Genomic DNA, 17,253 nt, shown 5'->3' with positions numbered 1-17,253 from the left:
CCACCCCCCCCCCCCCCCCCCCCCCCCCCCCCCCCCCCCCCCCCCGCCCGCGCGCCCCGCCCCCGCCCCGGCCCCGCCCCTGCCGCCCCCCCCGCGCGCCCCCCCCCCCCCGCCATGACGCGTCGGCGGAAGTGGCGGCCCGCACTGCCACCGGGCCCCGGCGCCCGCACCGTCTAAGCTCCGGGCCATGCGCGTATTGGTCTTGGAGGACGACCCCGAGCTGGGGCCCGTCGTCGCTGCTCAGCTGCGGGATGCGGGGTTCGCGGTGGACCTCGCGCGGACTCTGGCCGAAGCGGATCTCAAGCTCTCCGTCAACGGCTACGACTGTGTCGTGGCCGACCGCTCGGTCCCGGACGGTGACTCGCTCACGCTGCTCGCCGCACACCGGCGGACGGGATCCGTACTCCCCTTTCTCCTCCTGACGGCACTGGACGCGGTGAGCGACCGGGTGGCCGGCTTCGAGCACGGGGCCGACGACTATCTGGTCAAGCCCTTCGCCTTCGCCGAACTGGTCGTACGCGTACGTGCGTTGTGCCGCAGGGAGCAGCCCGCGCGGCCGCCGGTCCTGCGGGCGGGTGACCTGGAGGTCGATCTCCCACGGCGCCGCGTGTCCAGGGCCGGGGTACTGCTCAGCCTGTCGGCCAAGGAGTTCGCGGTCCTTGAGCTGCTGATGCTGCGCGCGGGTGAGGTCGTCACACGCACCGAGCTGATCGAGAGCTGCTGGGACGAGGCGAGCGAGCCGATGTCCAACGTGGTGGACGTCCTCATCGGCCAACTGCGGCGACGGCTCGGGCCACCCGATCCGATCGGGACGGTGCGCGGCGTCGGTTATCGGCTGGGCGACGGGGCGTCGGCGTGATCCGCCGGGCCACAGCGTCGTCCCTGTCGCCCGCGGTGGCCCGGCTGCGGCGTACCCGTCGGTTGATGACGCTCCTGTTCGCCTCGACGACGGCGGTCTGTCTCGTCGTACTCGCCGTCGTCGCCATCCGCATCGATGCCGCGTCCCGCCGGTCCGGCCTCGACCACGAGGTCGGCAGCCGCGCCGCGGGGCTTTCGCGGGCGGTCTGGTTCGACGCGGGGGTGCTGCATCTGGAGCCGTTGCGGGAGGACGAACTCGCCCAGGGCGCCGAGGTGTTGGCTGTTCTCCAGGTGGCGCCGGGAGAGACGCCGGAGGTGCGGAACGTCGCGCCCGGGCGCTCGTCGCTGCCCGAGCGGGACCGGTTGGACGAGGTGTGGCGGAGTGTCCTGGACGAGCAGGGGACGGTCCTCGTCAGCGCCCCTGCCGCCGGTGGCGGGCGGCTGAGGTGGGCGGCGGCTCCGGTCTGGGACGGCGACCGGATCGGTGCGGCCGTGCTGGTCGGCACGGAACTGGCGCGCAGTGAACGCGATCACGACCTCCTGGTGCGCTGGCTGGCACTCGGCTGCACGGCTCTGGTGTGCTGCGCGGCGGCCGTGGGCCATCTGCTGTCCGGCCGGGCCATGCGTCCCGCCCTGCGCGGGCTGGGGCAGCAGGAACAGTTCCTCGCCGAGGCCGCGCACGAGCTGCGTACGCCGCTGGCGACGTTGCGGCTCGTGGTGGAGCGGGGTGGTTCGTCCGACGAGGCGCTACGGCTGGTGGACCGGCTGAGCCGGCTGGTCACCGGGCTGCTCGCGAGGGCCCGGCTGGAGTCCGGTGCGCAGCGGGTCGAGCTGGTGCCGCTGCGCCTCGACCAGCTGGTGGAAACCACGGTCGAGGAGCTGCCGGACCACGACAGCGTCACGGTCAGCACCGTGCCGGTGGTGGTGCACGGGGACCCGGACCTGCTGGCCCAGGCGGTGCGGAACCTGGTGGAGAACGCCCAGCGGCACGGCGGCCCGGCCGGGTCACCGGTGGAGGTCACCGTCACCCCGGGGCTGGTCACGGTCCGCGACCACGGGGCGGGCGTACCGCTCGCGGACCGGGAGCGGGTCTTCGCTCGGGGTGTCACCGGGACTTCGACAGGAGCGACAGGCGCGGGAGCCGCCTCATGTACGGGGGCTACCGCAGGTACAGGAGCTGCCTCCGGCACGGGGGCTACCGCAGGTACGGGAGCCGCCTCCGGTACGGGGGCTACCGCAGGTACGGGAGCCGCCTCCGGTACGGGAGCCGCCGTAGACACAGGGGCCGCCGCGGGCACGGGAGCCACCTCGGGCACGGGAGCTACCGCAGGCACAGGGGCCGCCGCGGGCACGGGAGCCGCCTCGGGCACGGGAGCTACCGCAGGCACGGGAGCTACCGCAGGCACAGGGGCCGCCGCGGGCACGGGAGCCGCCTCGGGCACGAGAGCTACCGCAGGCACGGGAACCGCCGTAGACACAGAGGCCGCCGCGGCCACACGAGCCGCAGGCACAGAAGCCGCCTCGGGAACAGGGGCAGGCCTCGCCATCGTCCGCTGGGTCGCCGGGCTGCATCACGGCACCGCCCGGCTCGTGGACGCTCCCGGCGGCGGCCTCCTCGCCGAGCTGCGACTGCCCACGGACGTGCCCCGGACGTCCTCATCCTCATCTCATGAAGGCCCCGGCACCGTGAGCGCATGAATCCATCGCTCACCCCCCGGCTGCTGGTCGGCACCGCCGCGGGACTCAGCACCCTGCTCCTCGCCGTGAGCCTGCACGGCCTGCCCTTCGGCGGCGACACCCCACCTGCCTCGACCAGGGTGGCCATCCGGGTCGACCAGGTCGGCTATGTGCGTGGCGAGAAGAAGCAGGCCTACGTCATGGGGCCCTCGGCGGCCCTCGCCGGAGCACGCTTCAAGGTCGTCGACGCCGAGGACAAGGTGGTCGCGGCGGGCAGGCTCGGAGCCACCACCGGCCGCTGGAACGCCAAGTACCCCTCGGTACGCACCGCCGACCTCTCCGCACTGAACACCCCCGGCACCTACCGCATCGTCCTGACCGGCACCGCGGCCGGCCGCTCCCCCGCCTTCCGGATCGCCGGCGCTCGCGAGCTGATGACCCCGCTCGTCCGGGACAACGTCCGCTTCCTCCAGGCACAGCGCGACGGAGCCGACGTGCTTCCCGGCGCCCTGGAGCACGGTCCGTCCCACCTGGCCGACCAGGACGCGACCGTCTACGCCGAGCCGTCCTACGACGAGGAGGGCAACGAACTGCTCGACGAGCGGCTGACCCCGACCGGCGACCGGGTCGACGTCTCGGGTGGCTGGTTCGACGCGGGAGACTTCCTCAAGTTCACCGGCACCACCTCATATTCCGTCGCCGAACTCCTGCTCGCGCAGCGTGACTTGCCGGACATGACGGAGCTGTCCCACGAGGCCACACACGGGCTGGCCTGGCTGGACAAGATGTGGGACGGGGACAGCGAGACGCTCTACGCCCAGGTCGGCATCGGCGCGGGCAACGAGAACGTACGGACGGATCACGACGTATGGCGGCTGCCGGAGGCCGACGACCGGCTCGATGTGTCGCCCGGTGACCCGGACTACACGATCAAGCACCGGCCGGTCTTCCGGGCAGCCGCCCCGGGCGAGCCGATCAGCCCCAACCTGGCGGGCCGCATGGCCGCGGTCTTCGCCCTCGCGGCCCAGCGCACGGCCGACACCGACCCGGAGGAGGCCCAGGCCTGGCTGGAGAAGGCCGCCACGGTCTACGACCTGGCCGACCCGGACCCCTCGGAACCGCTCGTCACCGCGTTCCCGGACACCTTCTATCCCGAGGACTCGTGGCAGGACGACATGGAGTTCGGCGGCACCGAACTCGCCCTGGCCGCAAGGGAACTCGGGGACGACCGGGAGGGCGACTGGGCCGACGCCGCGGCCGGATGGGCCAGGGCCTACCTGGACTCCGACGTCAAGGGCACCCTCAACGTCGCGGACGTCAGCGCCCTGGCCCACGTCGACCTGGCCACCGCCTTGGACGGCACCCGGACGAACGGCATCGGGGCCGAGGAACTGTACGAGGACCTGCGCCGCCAGCTGGACGACGGTGTCGACCGCGCCGGGCACGACCCCTTCCGTGCGGGCGCCGTCTACGACGACTTCGACGCCGTACCGCACACCTTCGGTCTGGTGGCCACCGCCCGCCTCTACGCCAAGGCCACCGGAGACACCGCCTACGACGCCTTCGCCGGCCGGCAGCGGGGCTGGGCCCTCGGCGCCAACGCCTGGGGCACCAGCTTCGTGATCGGTGCGGGTGAGGTCTACCCGCACTGCCCCGAACACCAGTTGGCCAACCTCAGGGGCAGCCTCGACGGAAAGGGCGCGATCCTGCGCGGAGCTGTAGTCAACGGCCCCAACGAGGCTTCCAAACTTGAGGAGTTGAACGGCTTCCCCACCATGAAGAAGTGCTCGGCCGCCCCGCCGACGGGCTCCTGGACCGATTTCGACGGCAAGGGCGCGCGGTACGTCGACGACGTGGGCGCCTGGCAGACCGTGGAACCCGCGCTGGACTTCACGACGACCGCACTGCTGGCCTTCGCCCTGACCGCACAGGACGAAGACCAGCAGGAGACCTGACGCCCCGCATGGGGGTCAGGACGTCAGGTAGCAGCCCTTCGCCACGCCCGGCAGTGGATCGGTGCCGAAGGCCGCCGTCGTGCAACTGCCGCTACTGGTGAACGACTTGTACACGTAGGCGCCCCGCGCCCCGTAGGCGACGGTCTGCTGTCCGCTGAAGGCGCACGTCCCGCCTTCGGCGGAGCAGGTCGTGGCGTAGCCGGCCGGGCCGCCGGTGGCGGTGTAGCAGCTCTTCGACTCGCCGGGGATCGGGTCGCCGAACCGGGCGTCCGTGCACGGGGTGTCGCCAGTGGCCGTGACCGTCGTAAAGGCTCCGAAGGCGCCGTACATCACGGGCTGGCCGGCGGCTGCCGGGCAAGTGCCGTTCTGCGAAGCGCACTTGGTCCAGCCACCGGCCGGGGCTCCGTCTGGCGGCAGCCAGCAGGACTTGGCCACGCCGTCGATGGGATCGCCGAAGTGGGCGTTGGTACAGGCCACGGAGCCGTTGGTGACCTGGTGGGCGAAGTTGCCGTTGGCGCCGTAGGCGACGTCACGGTTGTAGCCGGGCACGGCGCAGTTCTGGCCCTCGGCCGCGCAGACCGTGTATCCGGGCGGACCGCCCGCGTCGGCGACGTAGCAGGACTTGACGAGGTTCGCCGCCGGGTCGCCACCGAAGGAGGCGTTGGTGCAGGCGGTGCTGCCGGTCACCGTCTTGTAGGTGTACGTCCCGGCCCCGTAGGCCACCGAGCGGGTGCCGCTGAAGGAGCACGTACCGCCCTCGCCCGCGCACCGGGTGTAGCCCGCGCGCAGGGCGCCGGTACCCGGCTCGGGCGGCACCGGAGGATTGCCCAGGCCACTGGCGTTCACGGTGTAGCTGCCCGGAGCGACGCCGGTGAGGTAGACGTAGGTGTCGTCCTGGGTCGCGCCGGTGATTCCCGAGGTGGGCGTGAAGGTTCCGTTGCTCCAGACGACGTTGCCGTTCACGGACACCGAGATGTTGCCGCCGCCGAACTTCGGGACTCCGATACGGCCGTTGGTGCCGGACGGGCTGGAGAGCTGCGCCGCGTACGTGCCGGCGGCGGGGTCGCGGGACCAGGACGCGTTGACGGCGCCCTGGGGCATGGTGATGCGGCCCTCGGCGCTGGTCAGGTCGCCGGGGTGCGGGACGAAGCGGTACGCCCCGGTCGCCGACTCCGGCGCGGTGCCGAGCACGTCGAAGGTGAGCGTGGAGGTGGGCGCGCTGGACCAGCCGTGCGCCAGGCTCATGAACGAACCTCCGTAGGCATGGCCGCCGTCGGCCCTGATGCCCTCCCAGAAGGTGCTCTTGGTGCCGATGTCGCTGTTCAGCATGTGGCCCCAGGTGCGGCGGATCTGCTCCAGGGCGGTGTGGTCGTCGTTGGCGGCGAAGTGGGCGTTCAGCTCCATTCCGCCGGCGAAGGGCGAGACGTTACTGCCCCATTCGGGGGTGACGGGACCGTAGTTGCCCCACCGGGTCGCGAGTTGACTGACGATGCTGCGCGACTTGGCGGTGGAGTCGGTGAGCCCGTACCAGACCGCGAGCGAGTTGCCGTCCTGCGGGTACAGACCGCTGGTCGGGTTGTCCTTGTACATGCCCCTGGAGGCGTCCCACAGCCGGGAGTTGGCCGCTGCCTTGACGGTGGCCGCCCTGTCGTTCCAGCTCGCGGCGAGCGCGCTGTCGCCCTTGGCCGAGGCCAGGGTGGCGCCGTTCTTGAGCGTGGCGTACAGCAGCGCGTTGGCGGAGATGTTCTCGCCGCCCTGTCCGGAGCGGGCCCAGTCCTGGGTGGCGGTGACGTTGAGGAGGCCGTTGCCGCCGATCTTGCCGATGATGAAGGACATCCCCCGCGTGTAGTCGGCCCATGCGGAGTCCAGCCACGCCCGGTCGGCCGTGTACGTGTAGTACGTCGCCGTACCCAGGAGCGTCCAGAGGTGGTAGGTGTCCGAGCCCTTGAGGTTGAACGGCGGTCCCGACCAGGGGATCTCACCCGCGGCGGACTGCACGTCGTACATCGTGCTGAGCGCGTTGCGCGTCGAGGTGAGGTCGCCCGAGTAGGCGTACTGCGTGGGTACGGCGATACCCAGGTCGCCCGGCCACACCGTACGGTCGCGCTTGGCCCCGTCGACCAGGACGGAGTCGCCCACACCGACGGTGGCGCTGTTGTCCCACTCGGTGGAGGGCGGCGGCCAGGCACGGCCCTCGTCGGAGGCGATCGTGTTGAGCTGGACGGTGTACGCCCCGGCGTACCAGATGCGGTTGAGCAGCTCGTCGCTGGAGGAGAAGTAGTTGGCGTAGTCGGCCGGGTTGGACTTCCCCGGGGCCGCGGTGAAGTTGAGGCTGACGCCGTTGAGGTCCACCCAGCCGGAGGTGTCGAGGAAGACCGTGAGGTAGCGGAAGCCGCCCCGCTGCTGCGCGGTGGGCACCGTGTAGGTGCCGTTGGCCGAGGCCGTGGCGTGGAGGGCGCCGTCCTCGCCGTCGCGGCCGCTGCTGCGGTCGCTGTTGTTGCCCACGTACAGGGACGACTCGCTGTAGGCCAGGCCGACGCGCTGGCCGCTGTCGCTGACGGCACCGAAGGACAACGTTGTCACGCCGCCGACTTCCTTGCCGAAGTCGAGCGTGATGGCCGACTGGGCGCCGGAGATCCGCGTCGGCTGTCCGCTGAGGACGTTCTGCGGGTTCGCGACGCTGCCGGACGTGCGGTAGACGGCGGTCGGCCTGAGGGTGCGGGACGTCGGCGAGTAGTTCTCGGCGGCAAGCGCCGCCTTGCTGACTCCCGTTGGGGGCGTGGGCGCCGCTGCGGATGCGGACGACGTGGGGCCTACGGCCAACGCGGCGACCACGGTCATCGCGAGGCCGAGGATGCGGCGCCGGCCTGGCGGTCTGCTGAGCGGGGTACGACGACGCATGGAAGCCTCCCGGGGCGGGTGCGGAATCAGTGGACATGCGAAAAACGCGAGCGGTGAAGCGAAACGACTGGACTGGTGAAACGATTCAAATCTGCGGCGCATGGAGTTCGACGCCCGATCTGACAGGTGGGTACACGAGGAGCCTCGCCGAAGTGCCACCGATGATGGGCGCCCGAAAACGGGGTGTCAACCCGTCGCGGCTACCTCGAAATCGCCTTGAAACGACTCACGTTCACGTCATTGACAGGACCCCGCCAAGCCGCTTCACTGCCTCGGAGACAGGTATGGACCAGTGCTCGATCACGCCACGCCGCCCGGCATCCCCCATCGTGAAATCGAGGCGAGTTCCGGTGTCCTTGCGCAGCTCAGACAACGTTGTCAGAACCTGGTTTCTCAGCTTCCCGCTGACGGCCGCTCTCACGGGTGCGGCACTGATCCCGACCGCGACCCCCGCGGCCGCCGCCACCCCGGTGTGCGTCCTGGCCTGTGACACGCTGGACCCCTCGCAAGCCCGGGGGGAGACCTTTCCGGTGCCGGCCAAGAACCTCAACGGACGTCGCCTCGAACTGCACGTCTCCGACGCGGACGACATGGCGTGGGCCAGCATCGACGGCGGCGTGGCCGGCGACTCGGTCTGGCTGGACCGCTCGTGGGACGGCGGCGCCACCTGGGAGGGGCTGCTCGGCAAGGCCACCGTCCCGGGAACCTGGACCGGCACCAGAACGCTGATGTACAACATCACCGACCCCCGCAACCACCGACGCGGGCTGGTCCGCGCCTGCGGCGACGCCGCCACCGTCGGCTGTACGGACTGGGTCTACCCCACCGTCTGCGACACGCTCTGCGACGGCACCGACGCCGGCCAGGCGGCCGGCGACGACCAGCCGGTGCCGTCCACGACCATCTACGGCCGCACCGTCCGGCTGCACGTCGACCAGAAGAACTCCATGGCCTGGGCGAGCATCGAATCCGGCGCCGGCGGCGACGAGATCTGGCTCGACCGCTCCTGGGACGGCGGCTCGACCTGGCCGGACGGTTCCTCCCTCGGCCGCACCGCCACACCGTCCGGAGCCACCGCCACCCGTACCGCCATGTACGCCACCCGTGACCCACGCGGTCTCCTCTACGGCGGTGCGGTCCGCGCCTGCGGCCGGGAGGCGAGCCACAACGAGGGCAGCTGCACCGCGTGGGTCAGGCCCGCGCCGACCAGGCCGAGCGCCGCGGCCGACGCGCTCATGACGTCGTACGACCCCTACAACGGCTGGTGGCCCAGCAGTTGGTGGAACTCCGCCGCCACCCTGACATCCCTCATCGACTTCGCCCGGACCACCGGCAATCGCGACTACGACTGGATCGTGGCCCGCACCTTCGACCAGAACAAGGGCGTCTTCCCCGCCGGGGTGCGCAGCTCGGACGCGATCGAGGGCCACTTCATCAGCCGGGCCATCGACGACGCGGGCTGGTGGGCCATCGCCTGGCTCGACGCGTACGACTACACCGGCGACGCCCGATACCTCAGCGAGGCCGTCACCATCGCCAACTACGTTCAGCAGTACTGGGATCCCAGCTCCTGCGGAGGGGGCGTGTGGTGGGACCGGGAACGCACCTACAAGAACGCCGTGACGAACGGGCAGTACCTCTGGCTGACCGCCGCACTGCACCAGCGCATCCCGGGTGACACGGCATGGCTCCAGCGGGCGAAGACGGCCGCGACCTGGTACAAGGCCAGCGGGATGATCAACTCCTCGGGACTGGTGAACGACGGGTTGACCTCGGCCTGCGCCAACAACGGCAGCACCGTGTGGAGTTACAACCAGGGACTGGCCATCGGCGGTTTCACCGAACTGTGGAAGGCGACCGGGGACGCCTCGCTGCTGACCACGGCACGCACCCTGGCCGACGCCGCCATCAGCAGCACGGCACTCACCCGCGACGGAGTGCTCACCGAGTCCTGCGACCTCGGCTCGGCGTCCTGCGACGACAACCAGAAGCAGTTCAAGGGCATCTTCATGCGGCACTTCGCCGACCTCGCGAAGGCCACCGGTTCCAGCACCTACCGGGCCTACATCCAGAAGCAGGCGGACACCCTGTGGGCGCGGGACCGCAGCTCCCTCAACGCCCTCGGCCAACGCTGGGCGGGCACCGCCCCCAACCAGACCGACTGGCGTACGCAGGCCAGCGCGCTGGGAGCGCTCACCGCCGCGGCGGGCTGAGCGTTTCCTCAGGTGACCGGCGCGCCGGCCTCCTCCCGGTACAGGACGAGGTGCTCGTGGAAGAGCACGCCGTCCCGGACGTCACCGGTGGCGGTGAAGCCGGTGTCGTCGACGTAGTCGATGTGGTTGCCGGTGACGGTGTAGCTGCCGGTGTAGGCGCTCCGCCGGTTGCCACGGGCCTCGTCGTAACGGCCGTCGGGGAGAAGTTCCTGACGGATGTGGCCGTCTGCCGTCACCCACATGCCGACGAAGGGGTGAGGCGCTGCGTTGGTGTTCATGGCTCCACGGTCACTCCCCGACGCACGGGTGACCAGGCCGCGACGTTCTCAGGAGCCGCGTTCCTGGGAGACCGGCACCCACCCTGTGACCAGGACTGCTGGGTCGGCGCCGGCCAACGCCGTTACTTCTTCCAGGCCCAGTGCAGGCGGTCGAGCCCGCTCTGGTTGTTCAGCTTCAGGCTGAGGCGGGTGCCCGTGCCCTGGAGGGTGGTGAGGGAGTAGGTGTCGCCGTTGCGCAGACCGGGCCAGTAGACCGAGCCGAGGCCCAGCTCCCGGATGGTGTCGGTCGCGGCCTGGATGTAGGCGACCTCGCTGGAGCCGTTGACCGGGCCGTTGTAGTCCAGGCCGGAGGTCATGGTCGCGCCGAACTCGTCCAGGACGGTGCGCGAGGCGCAGTCGCCGATGCGCTCCTTGAAGTCCTGCTTCCACTGGTCGACGGTGGTCCAGTCGGTGTGCCAGAAGCCGTAGTTGTGCAGGGCGATCCGGGTGCCGTCGAGCCGGCTGTCGGCGCAGACGGGCTTGACGTCCTCGCTGTACTTGATGCCGCCGACGAGGACCCGGTCGCGGGGTATGGAGCGGTGCGTGGTGAGCCAGCTCGCGGCCACGTCGCGCCACTCCTGGGAGGTGTAGCCGAACGGCTCGTTCATCGGCTCGAAGTACACCTTGGAGTTGCGCGCGTAGGCGTCGGTGATCCGCGTCCACATCCGGTTCCAGGAGGCCTGGTCGTCGATCTTTCCGTCCTTGGCGTCGTCGGCCTCCCAGTAGCCCAGGATGACCTTGGAACCCTTGGCGGTGGCGGCGTCGATCGCGCCCCGGTACGACTTCCAGAAGGGGCCGTTCACGGAGGTGGGGTTGACCGGGAGGCGGACCGTGTTGGCGCCGAGCCCGGCGAATCCGCCGATGATCGCCCTGGACTTGGCGTAGGTCGTGGCGTAGCTGTCGGAGGTGGACAGGCCCGAGGGCACGACCGCGTCGTCGGCGTAGTTGTCGCGCGGGTCGGCCCAGTTGACCCCGCGGAAGTCGCTGACGGGCGGCGGCGAGGCGTGGGTGGCGGCAGCTGCGGGAGCGGCGGACGCGGGGGCGGCGAGGCCCACGCCGAACGCCGTGACTCCGGCCAGCAACGCCCCCAGGCAAGCTGTCCCGCGATGGTTCTGTCGTGGCACGACATCCCTTTCTGGGCAGTGGCGTCCGCGGAACCTCACATACAGGCCGGCGGCACTGTGGCTCCCGCAAAGTAGAAGAGACCTCGAACAAGGGTCAACAGATCTGCACACCAAATTTCATCAAGAACGCAGGAAGACGAGCGGGGCCCACCGCGAGGTGGCTCCTGCTCGTGTCTACGTACTGGCGAACGAACCTGACTGTGCGCCAGTACGGACGCCTCGTCGCCACCGTTCGTACGCGGCTTGTCAGGAGGACAGTCCGTGGCCTGACTCGGCGCGCTCCTCCAGCGCGGATCTGGCGTCGCGGAAGAGCGTCTTTCCGTAGTCGCGGTACGGGAGCGAGTGCGCGTACCGGAAGTGTTCACGCACCGCGGTTCGCGCGGCCTCGGGGTCCCTGGCCTCCAGTGCCTCGACGATCTGGTCGTGCGATCCGATGCCCCACTGCTCTCCGCTCTCCGGGTCCGGGGGGATGGAGCTGACGATGATCAGCTCCTGGAGCGGTTCTATCAGCAGCTCCAGCGCGGGCAGTCGCAGCACTTTGATGATCGACAGGTGGAACTGCACGTGCTCGTCATGCGCTGTCGGCCAGTCCTCGGCTCGGACCCCGTCCTCAAAACGCCGCAGGTGTCCGCGCATCATGCGCAAGGCCTCATCGTCACAGACGCGCGCGGCCTCGGCGGCGAGGGTGGACTCAAGGGTGATGCGGGCGGCCAGGACCTCCCCGATGGTGACGTCCGATCGCTGCATACGGAGCGTCAGGGCGGTGGTGACGATGTCGTCCCGGGGGACCGAGACGAAGATCCCGTGCCCCTGCCGGACCTCGACGAGTCCCATGGAGGACAGGGTTCGCAAGGCGTCGCGTACGACGCTGCGGGAGACCCCGAGCGAATCCGACAGGGCTTCCGCAGTGGGCATCCGGCTGCCCGGCGCGTATTCCTCGTGCACGATCGCCCGCCGCAGCCGTGCCACGACTTGGTCGCTGAGCCTGCCCACTTGATCTCCTCGGAGTGATCGTGACGACGAGGTCTTGTCAGGGAAATGCATCATACCTATGCTCCACATGCATCATAAGTATGATCCTTCCGCAGCTCCTTGGTGGGTGCGTGAGTACGACCGCCTGTCGGGGATCGACACAGGAGTAGGCAGATGAAAGTTCTGCACGGGATCGCCGCGACAGGTGTCACGCTGGCGGTGCTCGGGATGAGTGCATGCAGTAACGACGACAGCACCGGTGCCGGCGCGCAGCCCACCAAGGCCGGACTGCCCTCGGCGCCGCTCAAGGTGAAGAGCGCGGTCGACTCGGCGCTGCTGGCGAAGTTCCCGGAGGACGTACGCGAGAGCGGGGTACTGCGGCTCGCGGCCGACCCCAACTATCCGCCGAACGCCTTCAAAAGCTCCTCGGGGGAGATCATCGGCGTCGGTGCCGACTTCGCCGCGGCCCTCACGGCTCGGACCGGACTGCGGGTCAAGTGGGTGGAGGTGCCCTTCGACGGCATGCTCGCGGGTCTCAAGGCACACCGTTTCGAGGCGAGTTGGTCCGCGTGGACCGTTACCCAGGAGCGCACTGAGGTCCTGAACCTGGTCAGCTACGTCAACGCCGGTACATCCGCGATGGTGAAGGCCGGCAACCCCGAGGGGATCAAGAAGTCGCTCGATCTGTGCGGGCGTACGGTGGCCGCACAGACCGGCACGGTACAGGCTCAGGGGAACATGGACAGCCTCCAGGAGCAGTGCGCGAAGGCGGGCAAGTCCAAGATCGAACCGATGGTCGTGCCGCAGCAGAGCAACGTCAACCAAGCCGTCGCCACCGGGCGTGCCGACGCGATGCTCGCCGACAACACGGCAGTCGCCTACCAGGCGAAGCTCCAGCCGGATCTGTTCCAGTCCGTGGACACCATCCTGCTCAGTCCCGCGGCGGCCGGGGTGGCCGTACCCAAGGACGAGGAGGAACTCGCGGCGGCGCTGACGGCGTTCTACAACGGCCTGATCGCCGACGGGACGTACACGAAGATCCTCGAGCGCTGGGACATAGCGAATGCGGCGGTGGCGAAGTCGCAGGTCAATGTGGTGGCGTCGTGAGCGGGAACGCCTCGACGAGCGCCGGCGAGAAGGGGCGTACCCGCACCGACACACCTTCGGGTGACGACGGCATGGACGTGACAGCCCTGGTCGCGGCAGCTGAGCACGAACTGGTCCGACGCCGCTCCGTCGGGCAGGTGGTCGCCGGTGGAACGATTCTGGTGCTCGCCGGGTTCACCATCGCGATCCTGTTCACCAACCCCGGGTTCGACTGGCCGACGGTCGGGCGCTATCTCTTCGACGTCGGTGTACTCGAAGGCATTGCCGTGACACTGGAGTTGACCGTCGCCGCGATGCTCGTCGGCATCGTCGGCGGGGTCGTGCTCGCCGTGCTGCGGCGTTCGGAGAGCGCCCTGTCCCGCAACGCCGCCGGCCTGTACATCTGGTTCTTCCGCGGCACACCGGTGCTCGTCCAGGTGCTGTTCTGGGGGTTCGCGGCTTCGTTGTTCCCCCGGATCGGAATCGGCATCCCGGGCGGTGGGTTCCTCGTCAGCTGGGACACGAACACGGTGATCCCGATCTTCGCGGCGGCGATCCTCGCGCTCGGGCTCAACGAGGCCGCGTACGTCGCGGAGATCGTCCGCGGCGGACTGCTCAGCGTGCCGCACGGTCAGTCGGAGGCCGCGGACGCACTGGGCCTGGGACGCCTCGCGACGCTGCGGTTCGTCGTGCTGCCGCAGGCGATGCGGGCGATCATCCCGCCGATCGGGAACCAGTTCATCTCGATGCTGAAGATGACCTCGGTCGTGCTGGTCATCGGCGTCGGAGACCTGCTCGAGTCGGTCACACAGATCTACTCGCGCAACTACCTGCAGATCCCCATGCTGATCGTCGCGAGTATCTGGTACCTGGTCCTGACCACGCTGCTCACCCTTCTCCAGGGGCGCCTGGAGAAGCGGTTCGGACGCAGCCTGACCCGAGTGGGGGAAGCGTGATGAGCGCAGGCACCGAGACCCTGCCGGTCGTCCAGGCCCACGACGTGCACAAGAGCTTCGGAGCGCTGGAGGTGCTGAAGGGGATCGACCTGACGGTCGAGCGCGGTGAGGTGGTCTGCCTGCTGGGGGCCTCCGGCTCGGGCAAGTCCACGTTCCTGCGCTGTATCAATCACCTGGAGACCGTGGACCGCGGGTACATCCTCGTCGGCGGCCGGCTGGTCGGTTCCGATCTCGTGCGGGGACGTCTGCACGAGGCCCGCCCGTCGGCGGTCGCCGAGCGCAAGTCCCGGATCGGCATGGTGTTCCAGCAGTTCAACCTGTTCCCGCACATGACGGTCCTGGAGAACGTGACCCTGGCGCCGATGCGGGTGAAGAGGGAGAGCCGGGATGTCGCGGTCGAGCGCGCCGGCGGGCTGCTCCAACGGGTCGGTCTGGGAGACAAGCAGGACGCCTACCCGAGCCACCTCTCCGGCGGTCAGCAGCAGCGCGTCGCCATCGCCCGGGCGCTGGCCATGGAGCCGGAGTTGATGCTCTTCGACGAGCCCACGTCCGCGCTCGATCCCGAACTCGTCGGCGAGGTGCTCGACGTGATGCGAGATCTGGCCGCTTCGGGGATGACGATGATCGTGGTGACGCACGAGATGGGGTTCGCCCGTCAAGTGGCCGACACCGCTGTCTTCTTGAGCGAGGGACGCATCATCGAACAGGGGCCGCCGGACCAGGTCATCGGCGCGCCGGCCCACGAACGCACCCGCTCCTTTCTGGGAAAGGTGTTGTGATGGCGCAGGACAAGCCGGCGCGGCAGGTCACCGACCGCATCGAGGCGCTCGCTCCGCAGCTGGTGGCGCTGAGCAGGAAGATCCACAGCCTGTCCGAGATCGGGTTCGCGGAGCACCGATCGGTCGCCGCCCTGGCCGAGTTGGTGAGGGCACACGGCATTGAAGCGAGCGTCGGCGTCCACGGTATGGAGACGTCGCTCCAGGCGTCGGCCGGGAATCCACTAGGGCCGCGCATCGCGCTGCTGGCCGAGTACGACGCGCTTCCCGGCATTGGCCACGGCTGCGGGCACAACGTCATCGGTGCGGCGGCGGCCGGGGCGTTTCTCGGGTTGGCCGACGCGATCGGTGACACGGGTGGCTCGGTCGTTGTCCTCGGCACTCCCGCCGAGGAGAACGGTTCCGGCAAGGAGATCATGGCCCGTGCCGGTGCCTTCGACGGGATCGACGCCGCGATCATGCTCCACCCCGCCCATCACGACGGCCTCGACTTCGCCGCCCTCGGGCTGCGTTCGGTCGAGGTGACCTATCACGGGATTCCGGCTCATGCCTCGGCCCGGCCCGAGGCAGGGCGCAACGCGCTCGACGCCGTCGTCGCCGCATACCAGGGGATCGCGGCCCTGCGTCAGCACATCCCGGGGACCGACCGCGTCCACGGAGTCATCACCGACGGCGGCGGGGTCGCGAACGTCGTGCCCGCGAGAGCCTCGCTGCGGCTGCTGATCCGGTCACCTCGGCTCGACTCACTGCTTGCGCTGGGCGAGCGGGTGCAGCGCATTTTCGAGGGTGCCGCGCTGATCACGGAGACCGAACTCGAAACGGTGTGGGACCGGATCCAGCCGTGTCTGCCGGTACGTGGCAACGACGCGCTCGCAGCCCGCTTCGGAGCGCATCTTGTCGGCCGTGGGCGCACCCTCGGGCCGACGGGCGGGCCTCAGGGCTCGACCGACCTCGGCAACATCAGCCTGCGCGTCCCGGCGATCCACCCCACCCTTGGCATCGCCCCGCCGGAGGTCGCCATGCACACCGCCGGCTTCGCCGAGTACGCCGGCTCGGAGCCGGGCGACCGGGCGGTCGTCGACGGGGCGGTGGCCCTGGCCCTGACCGCGTTCGACTACCTCACCGATCCCGGGCTCCGGGAGCGCAGCCGCGCCGAGTTCGAGGCCGCCGGCGGCGTCGTGGACGTACCGGCATTGCTCACGCCCCCTGGTGGGCAGTCCGTAGCAGCGGAAAGGGCCTGAATGACTCACGACGAGCGTGGGCTCGCGACCAGGCTGGTGCACGGCCGGGGAGCGAACCCGCTGGGAGCGGTCGCGACCCCGGTCTTCGACACCGCGTCCTTCGCCATGGCGGACATGGCCACCCACGAGCGGACCGTGCGGGACCCGATGGCGTACGGCTACTACTCCCGGGTGCAGAACCCGACCGTCGCCGCTCTAGAAGAGACGCTGGCGTCGATCGACTCGGCGCCGCGCGCCCTGGCCTTCTCCTCGGGGATGGCGGCGATCACCACGGCGATGCTGGCGCTGGGGCGCCGGGGAGGCCACTTCATCGCGTCCGACCAGCTGTTCGTCAACAGCCGGGAGTGGCTGGCCTACGACCTGCCGGACTTCGGATGCGAGGTGACGTTCGTCGACCTGACCGATCTGACGGCGCTCAAGGCGGCATTCCGGCCCGCCACCCGCGCGGTGTTCTTCGAGGAGTTCACCAACCCGCGGCTCGACGTCCTCGACATGGAGTCGATCGTCGCGATCACGCACGATCACGATGCCCTGGTGGTGGTGGACAACACCTTCGCCACCCCGGTGCTGCTGCGGCCGTTGGAGCTCGGCGCCGACCTCGTCATCCACAGCGCGACCAAGTACCTGGCCGGGCACGGCCGGGTGCTGGCCGGTGCGCTGGCGGGCAGTGGGCCGGCCATGGACGCGATCGCCACCCTGCGCCGCAGACTCGGAACGATCATCACCCCGCACAACGCCGCTGCCGTCATCGAGGGGATCAGCACCCTCGAACTGCGAGTGGCCCGGGCGAGTGACACCGCACTGCGACTCGCCGAACTGGCCGAATCCCATGAAGCGACGAGCGTGGTCCATTACCCGGGGCTCCCGAGCGCACCGGCGCACGGGCTGGCCCGCCGGCTCACGGGCGGGCGCCACTTCGGCGGGATGCTCTCCTTCGCGCTGCACGCGCCGGAGCGGAAGGCCGCGGTGTACGACGCGTTCACGCAGTTCGTCAGGGCCACCAGTCTCGGTGATGTCGTAAGCCTCGTGGACTCGGTCGACGACCCCGACGTCGTACGCCTCTCCGCCGGTATCGAGAGCCCCGACGACCTGCTCTCCGACCTGTCGAAGGCGCTCGACGCCGCATCGTGAGACGGGCTCCGAATTACGTAAATCCGAACTGCGTAAATGAGGATGG

General features: G+C 69.9%; 13 protein-coding genes. 9 read left to right on the top strand and 4 right to left on the bottom strand.

The genetic code is table 11. From position 1 onward, the window contains the following. Positions 1 to 187: 187 nt before the first annotated feature. From KCH87_RS23310 to KCH87_RS23295, 3 genes are all read left to right on the top strand, one after another. Positions 188 to 859, top strand: coding sequence for a response regulator transcription factor (locus KCH87_RS23310; protein ID WP_210588146.1), 672 nt, complete (start codon positions 188 to 190; stop codon positions 857 to 859). 65 nt (positions 860 to 924) lie between these two features. Beyond that, positions 925 to 2,556, top strand: coding sequence for a sensor histidine kinase (locus KCH87_RS23305; RefSeq protein ID WP_247196610.1), 1,632 nt, complete (start codon positions 925 to 927; stop codon positions 2,554 to 2,556). Then, positions 2,553 to 4,490 carry a glycoside hydrolase family 9 protein gene (locus tag KCH87_RS23295; protein ID WP_210588145.1) on the top strand — a complete coding sequence of 646 codons (1,938 nt, stop codon included), beginning with the start codon at positions 2,553 to 2,555 and terminating at the stop codon, positions 4,488 to 4,490. Before KCH87_RS23305 ends, KCH87_RS23295 begins: the two co-directional genes overlap by 4 nt. A 15-nt stretch (positions 4,491 to 4,505) precedes the next feature. Here the strand turns inward: KCH87_RS23295 and KCH87_RS23290 are convergent, their stop codons facing one another. Then, entirely contained in the window at positions 4,506 to 7,391 is a 2,886-nt protein-coding gene (locus KCH87_RS23290; RefSeq protein ID WP_247196609.1) for a trehalase family glycosidase, read from the bottom strand. Between the two features lie 590 nt (positions 7,392 to 7,981). On the opposite strand from KCH87_RS23290, the gene KCH87_RS23285 reads away from it, so the two are divergent. Beyond that, positions 7,982 to 9,604, top strand: coding sequence for a glycoside hydrolase family 76 protein (locus KCH87_RS23285; protein ID WP_247196672.1), 1,623 nt, complete (start codon positions 7,982 to 7,984; stop codon positions 9,602 to 9,604). An 8-nt stretch (positions 9,605 to 9,612) separates the two neighbouring features. Here the strand turns inward: KCH87_RS23285 and KCH87_RS23280 are convergent, their stop codons facing one another. From KCH87_RS23280 to KCH87_RS23270, 3 genes are all read right to left on the bottom strand, one after another. Beyond that, complete coding sequence (locus tag KCH87_RS23280) at positions 9,613 to 9,882, bottom strand: Atu4866 domain-containing protein (protein ID WP_210588143.1); 270 nt, start codon at positions 9,880 to 9,882, stop codon at positions 9,613 to 9,615. 122 nt (positions 9,883 to 10,004) lie between these two features. After that, on the bottom strand, positions 10,005 to 11,045 hold the full coding sequence (locus KCH87_RS23275) for a glycoside hydrolase family 5 protein (protein ID WP_210588142.1): 1,041 nt from the start codon (positions 11,043 to 11,045) through the stop codon (positions 10,005 to 10,007). Between the two features lie 246 nt (positions 11,046 to 11,291). Continuing rightward, positions 11,292 to 12,038 carry a FadR/GntR family transcriptional regulator gene (locus KCH87_RS23270; RefSeq protein ID WP_210588141.1) on the bottom strand — a complete coding sequence of 249 codons (747 nt, stop codon included), beginning with the start codon at positions 12,036 to 12,038 and terminating at the stop codon, positions 11,292 to 11,294. Between the two features lie 153 nt (positions 12,039 to 12,191). Here KCH87_RS23270 and KCH87_RS23265 point away from each other — a divergent pair, with 153 nt between their 5' ends. The 5 genes from KCH87_RS23265 to KCH87_RS23245 are packed head-to-tail and all read left to right on the top strand — an operon-like array spanning position 12,192 to position 17,207. After that, a complete protein-coding gene (locus tag KCH87_RS23265) occupies positions 12,192 to 13,124 on the top strand; it encodes an ABC transporter substrate-binding protein (RefSeq protein ID WP_210588140.1) in 933 nt (310 codons plus the stop codon). Further along, the gene (locus tag KCH87_RS23260) at positions 13,121 to 14,059 is read left to right on the top strand and encodes an amino acid ABC transporter permease (protein ID WP_308298890.1); all 939 of its coding nucleotides are present in this window, start codon (positions 13,121 to 13,123) and stop codon (positions 14,057 to 14,059) included. Before KCH87_RS23265 ends, KCH87_RS23260 begins: the two co-directional genes overlap by 4 nt. Beyond that, positions 14,059 to 14,838: an amino acid ABC transporter ATP-binding protein gene (locus KCH87_RS23255; protein ID WP_210588139.1), complete on the top strand. Its 780-nt coding sequence runs from the start codon at positions 14,059 to 14,061 to the stop codon at positions 14,836 to 14,838. The genes KCH87_RS23260 and KCH87_RS23255 overlap by 1 nt, the downstream gene beginning before the upstream one ends. Further along, entirely contained in the window at positions 14,838 to 16,076 is a 1,239-nt protein-coding gene (locus KCH87_RS23250) for an amidohydrolase (RefSeq protein WP_210588138.1), read from the top strand. Before KCH87_RS23255 ends, KCH87_RS23250 begins: the two co-directional genes overlap by 1 nt. Further along, positions 16,077 to 17,207 carry a PLP-dependent aspartate aminotransferase family protein gene (locus KCH87_RS23245; RefSeq protein ID WP_210588137.1) on the top strand — a complete coding sequence of 377 codons (1,131 nt, stop codon included), beginning with the start codon at positions 16,077 to 16,079 and terminating at the stop codon, positions 17,205 to 17,207. Positions 17,208 to 17,253: the final 46 nt, after the last annotated feature.

This window comes from Streptomyces sp. GESEQ-35, from assembly GCF_017948485.1.
Taxonomy (GTDB): Bacteria; Actinomycetota; Actinomycetes; order Streptomycetales; family Streptomycetaceae; genus Streptomyces.
The sequence above is the reverse complement of the archived record's forward strand: the minus strand, read 5'-3'. Positions and strand labels throughout refer to the sequence as shown.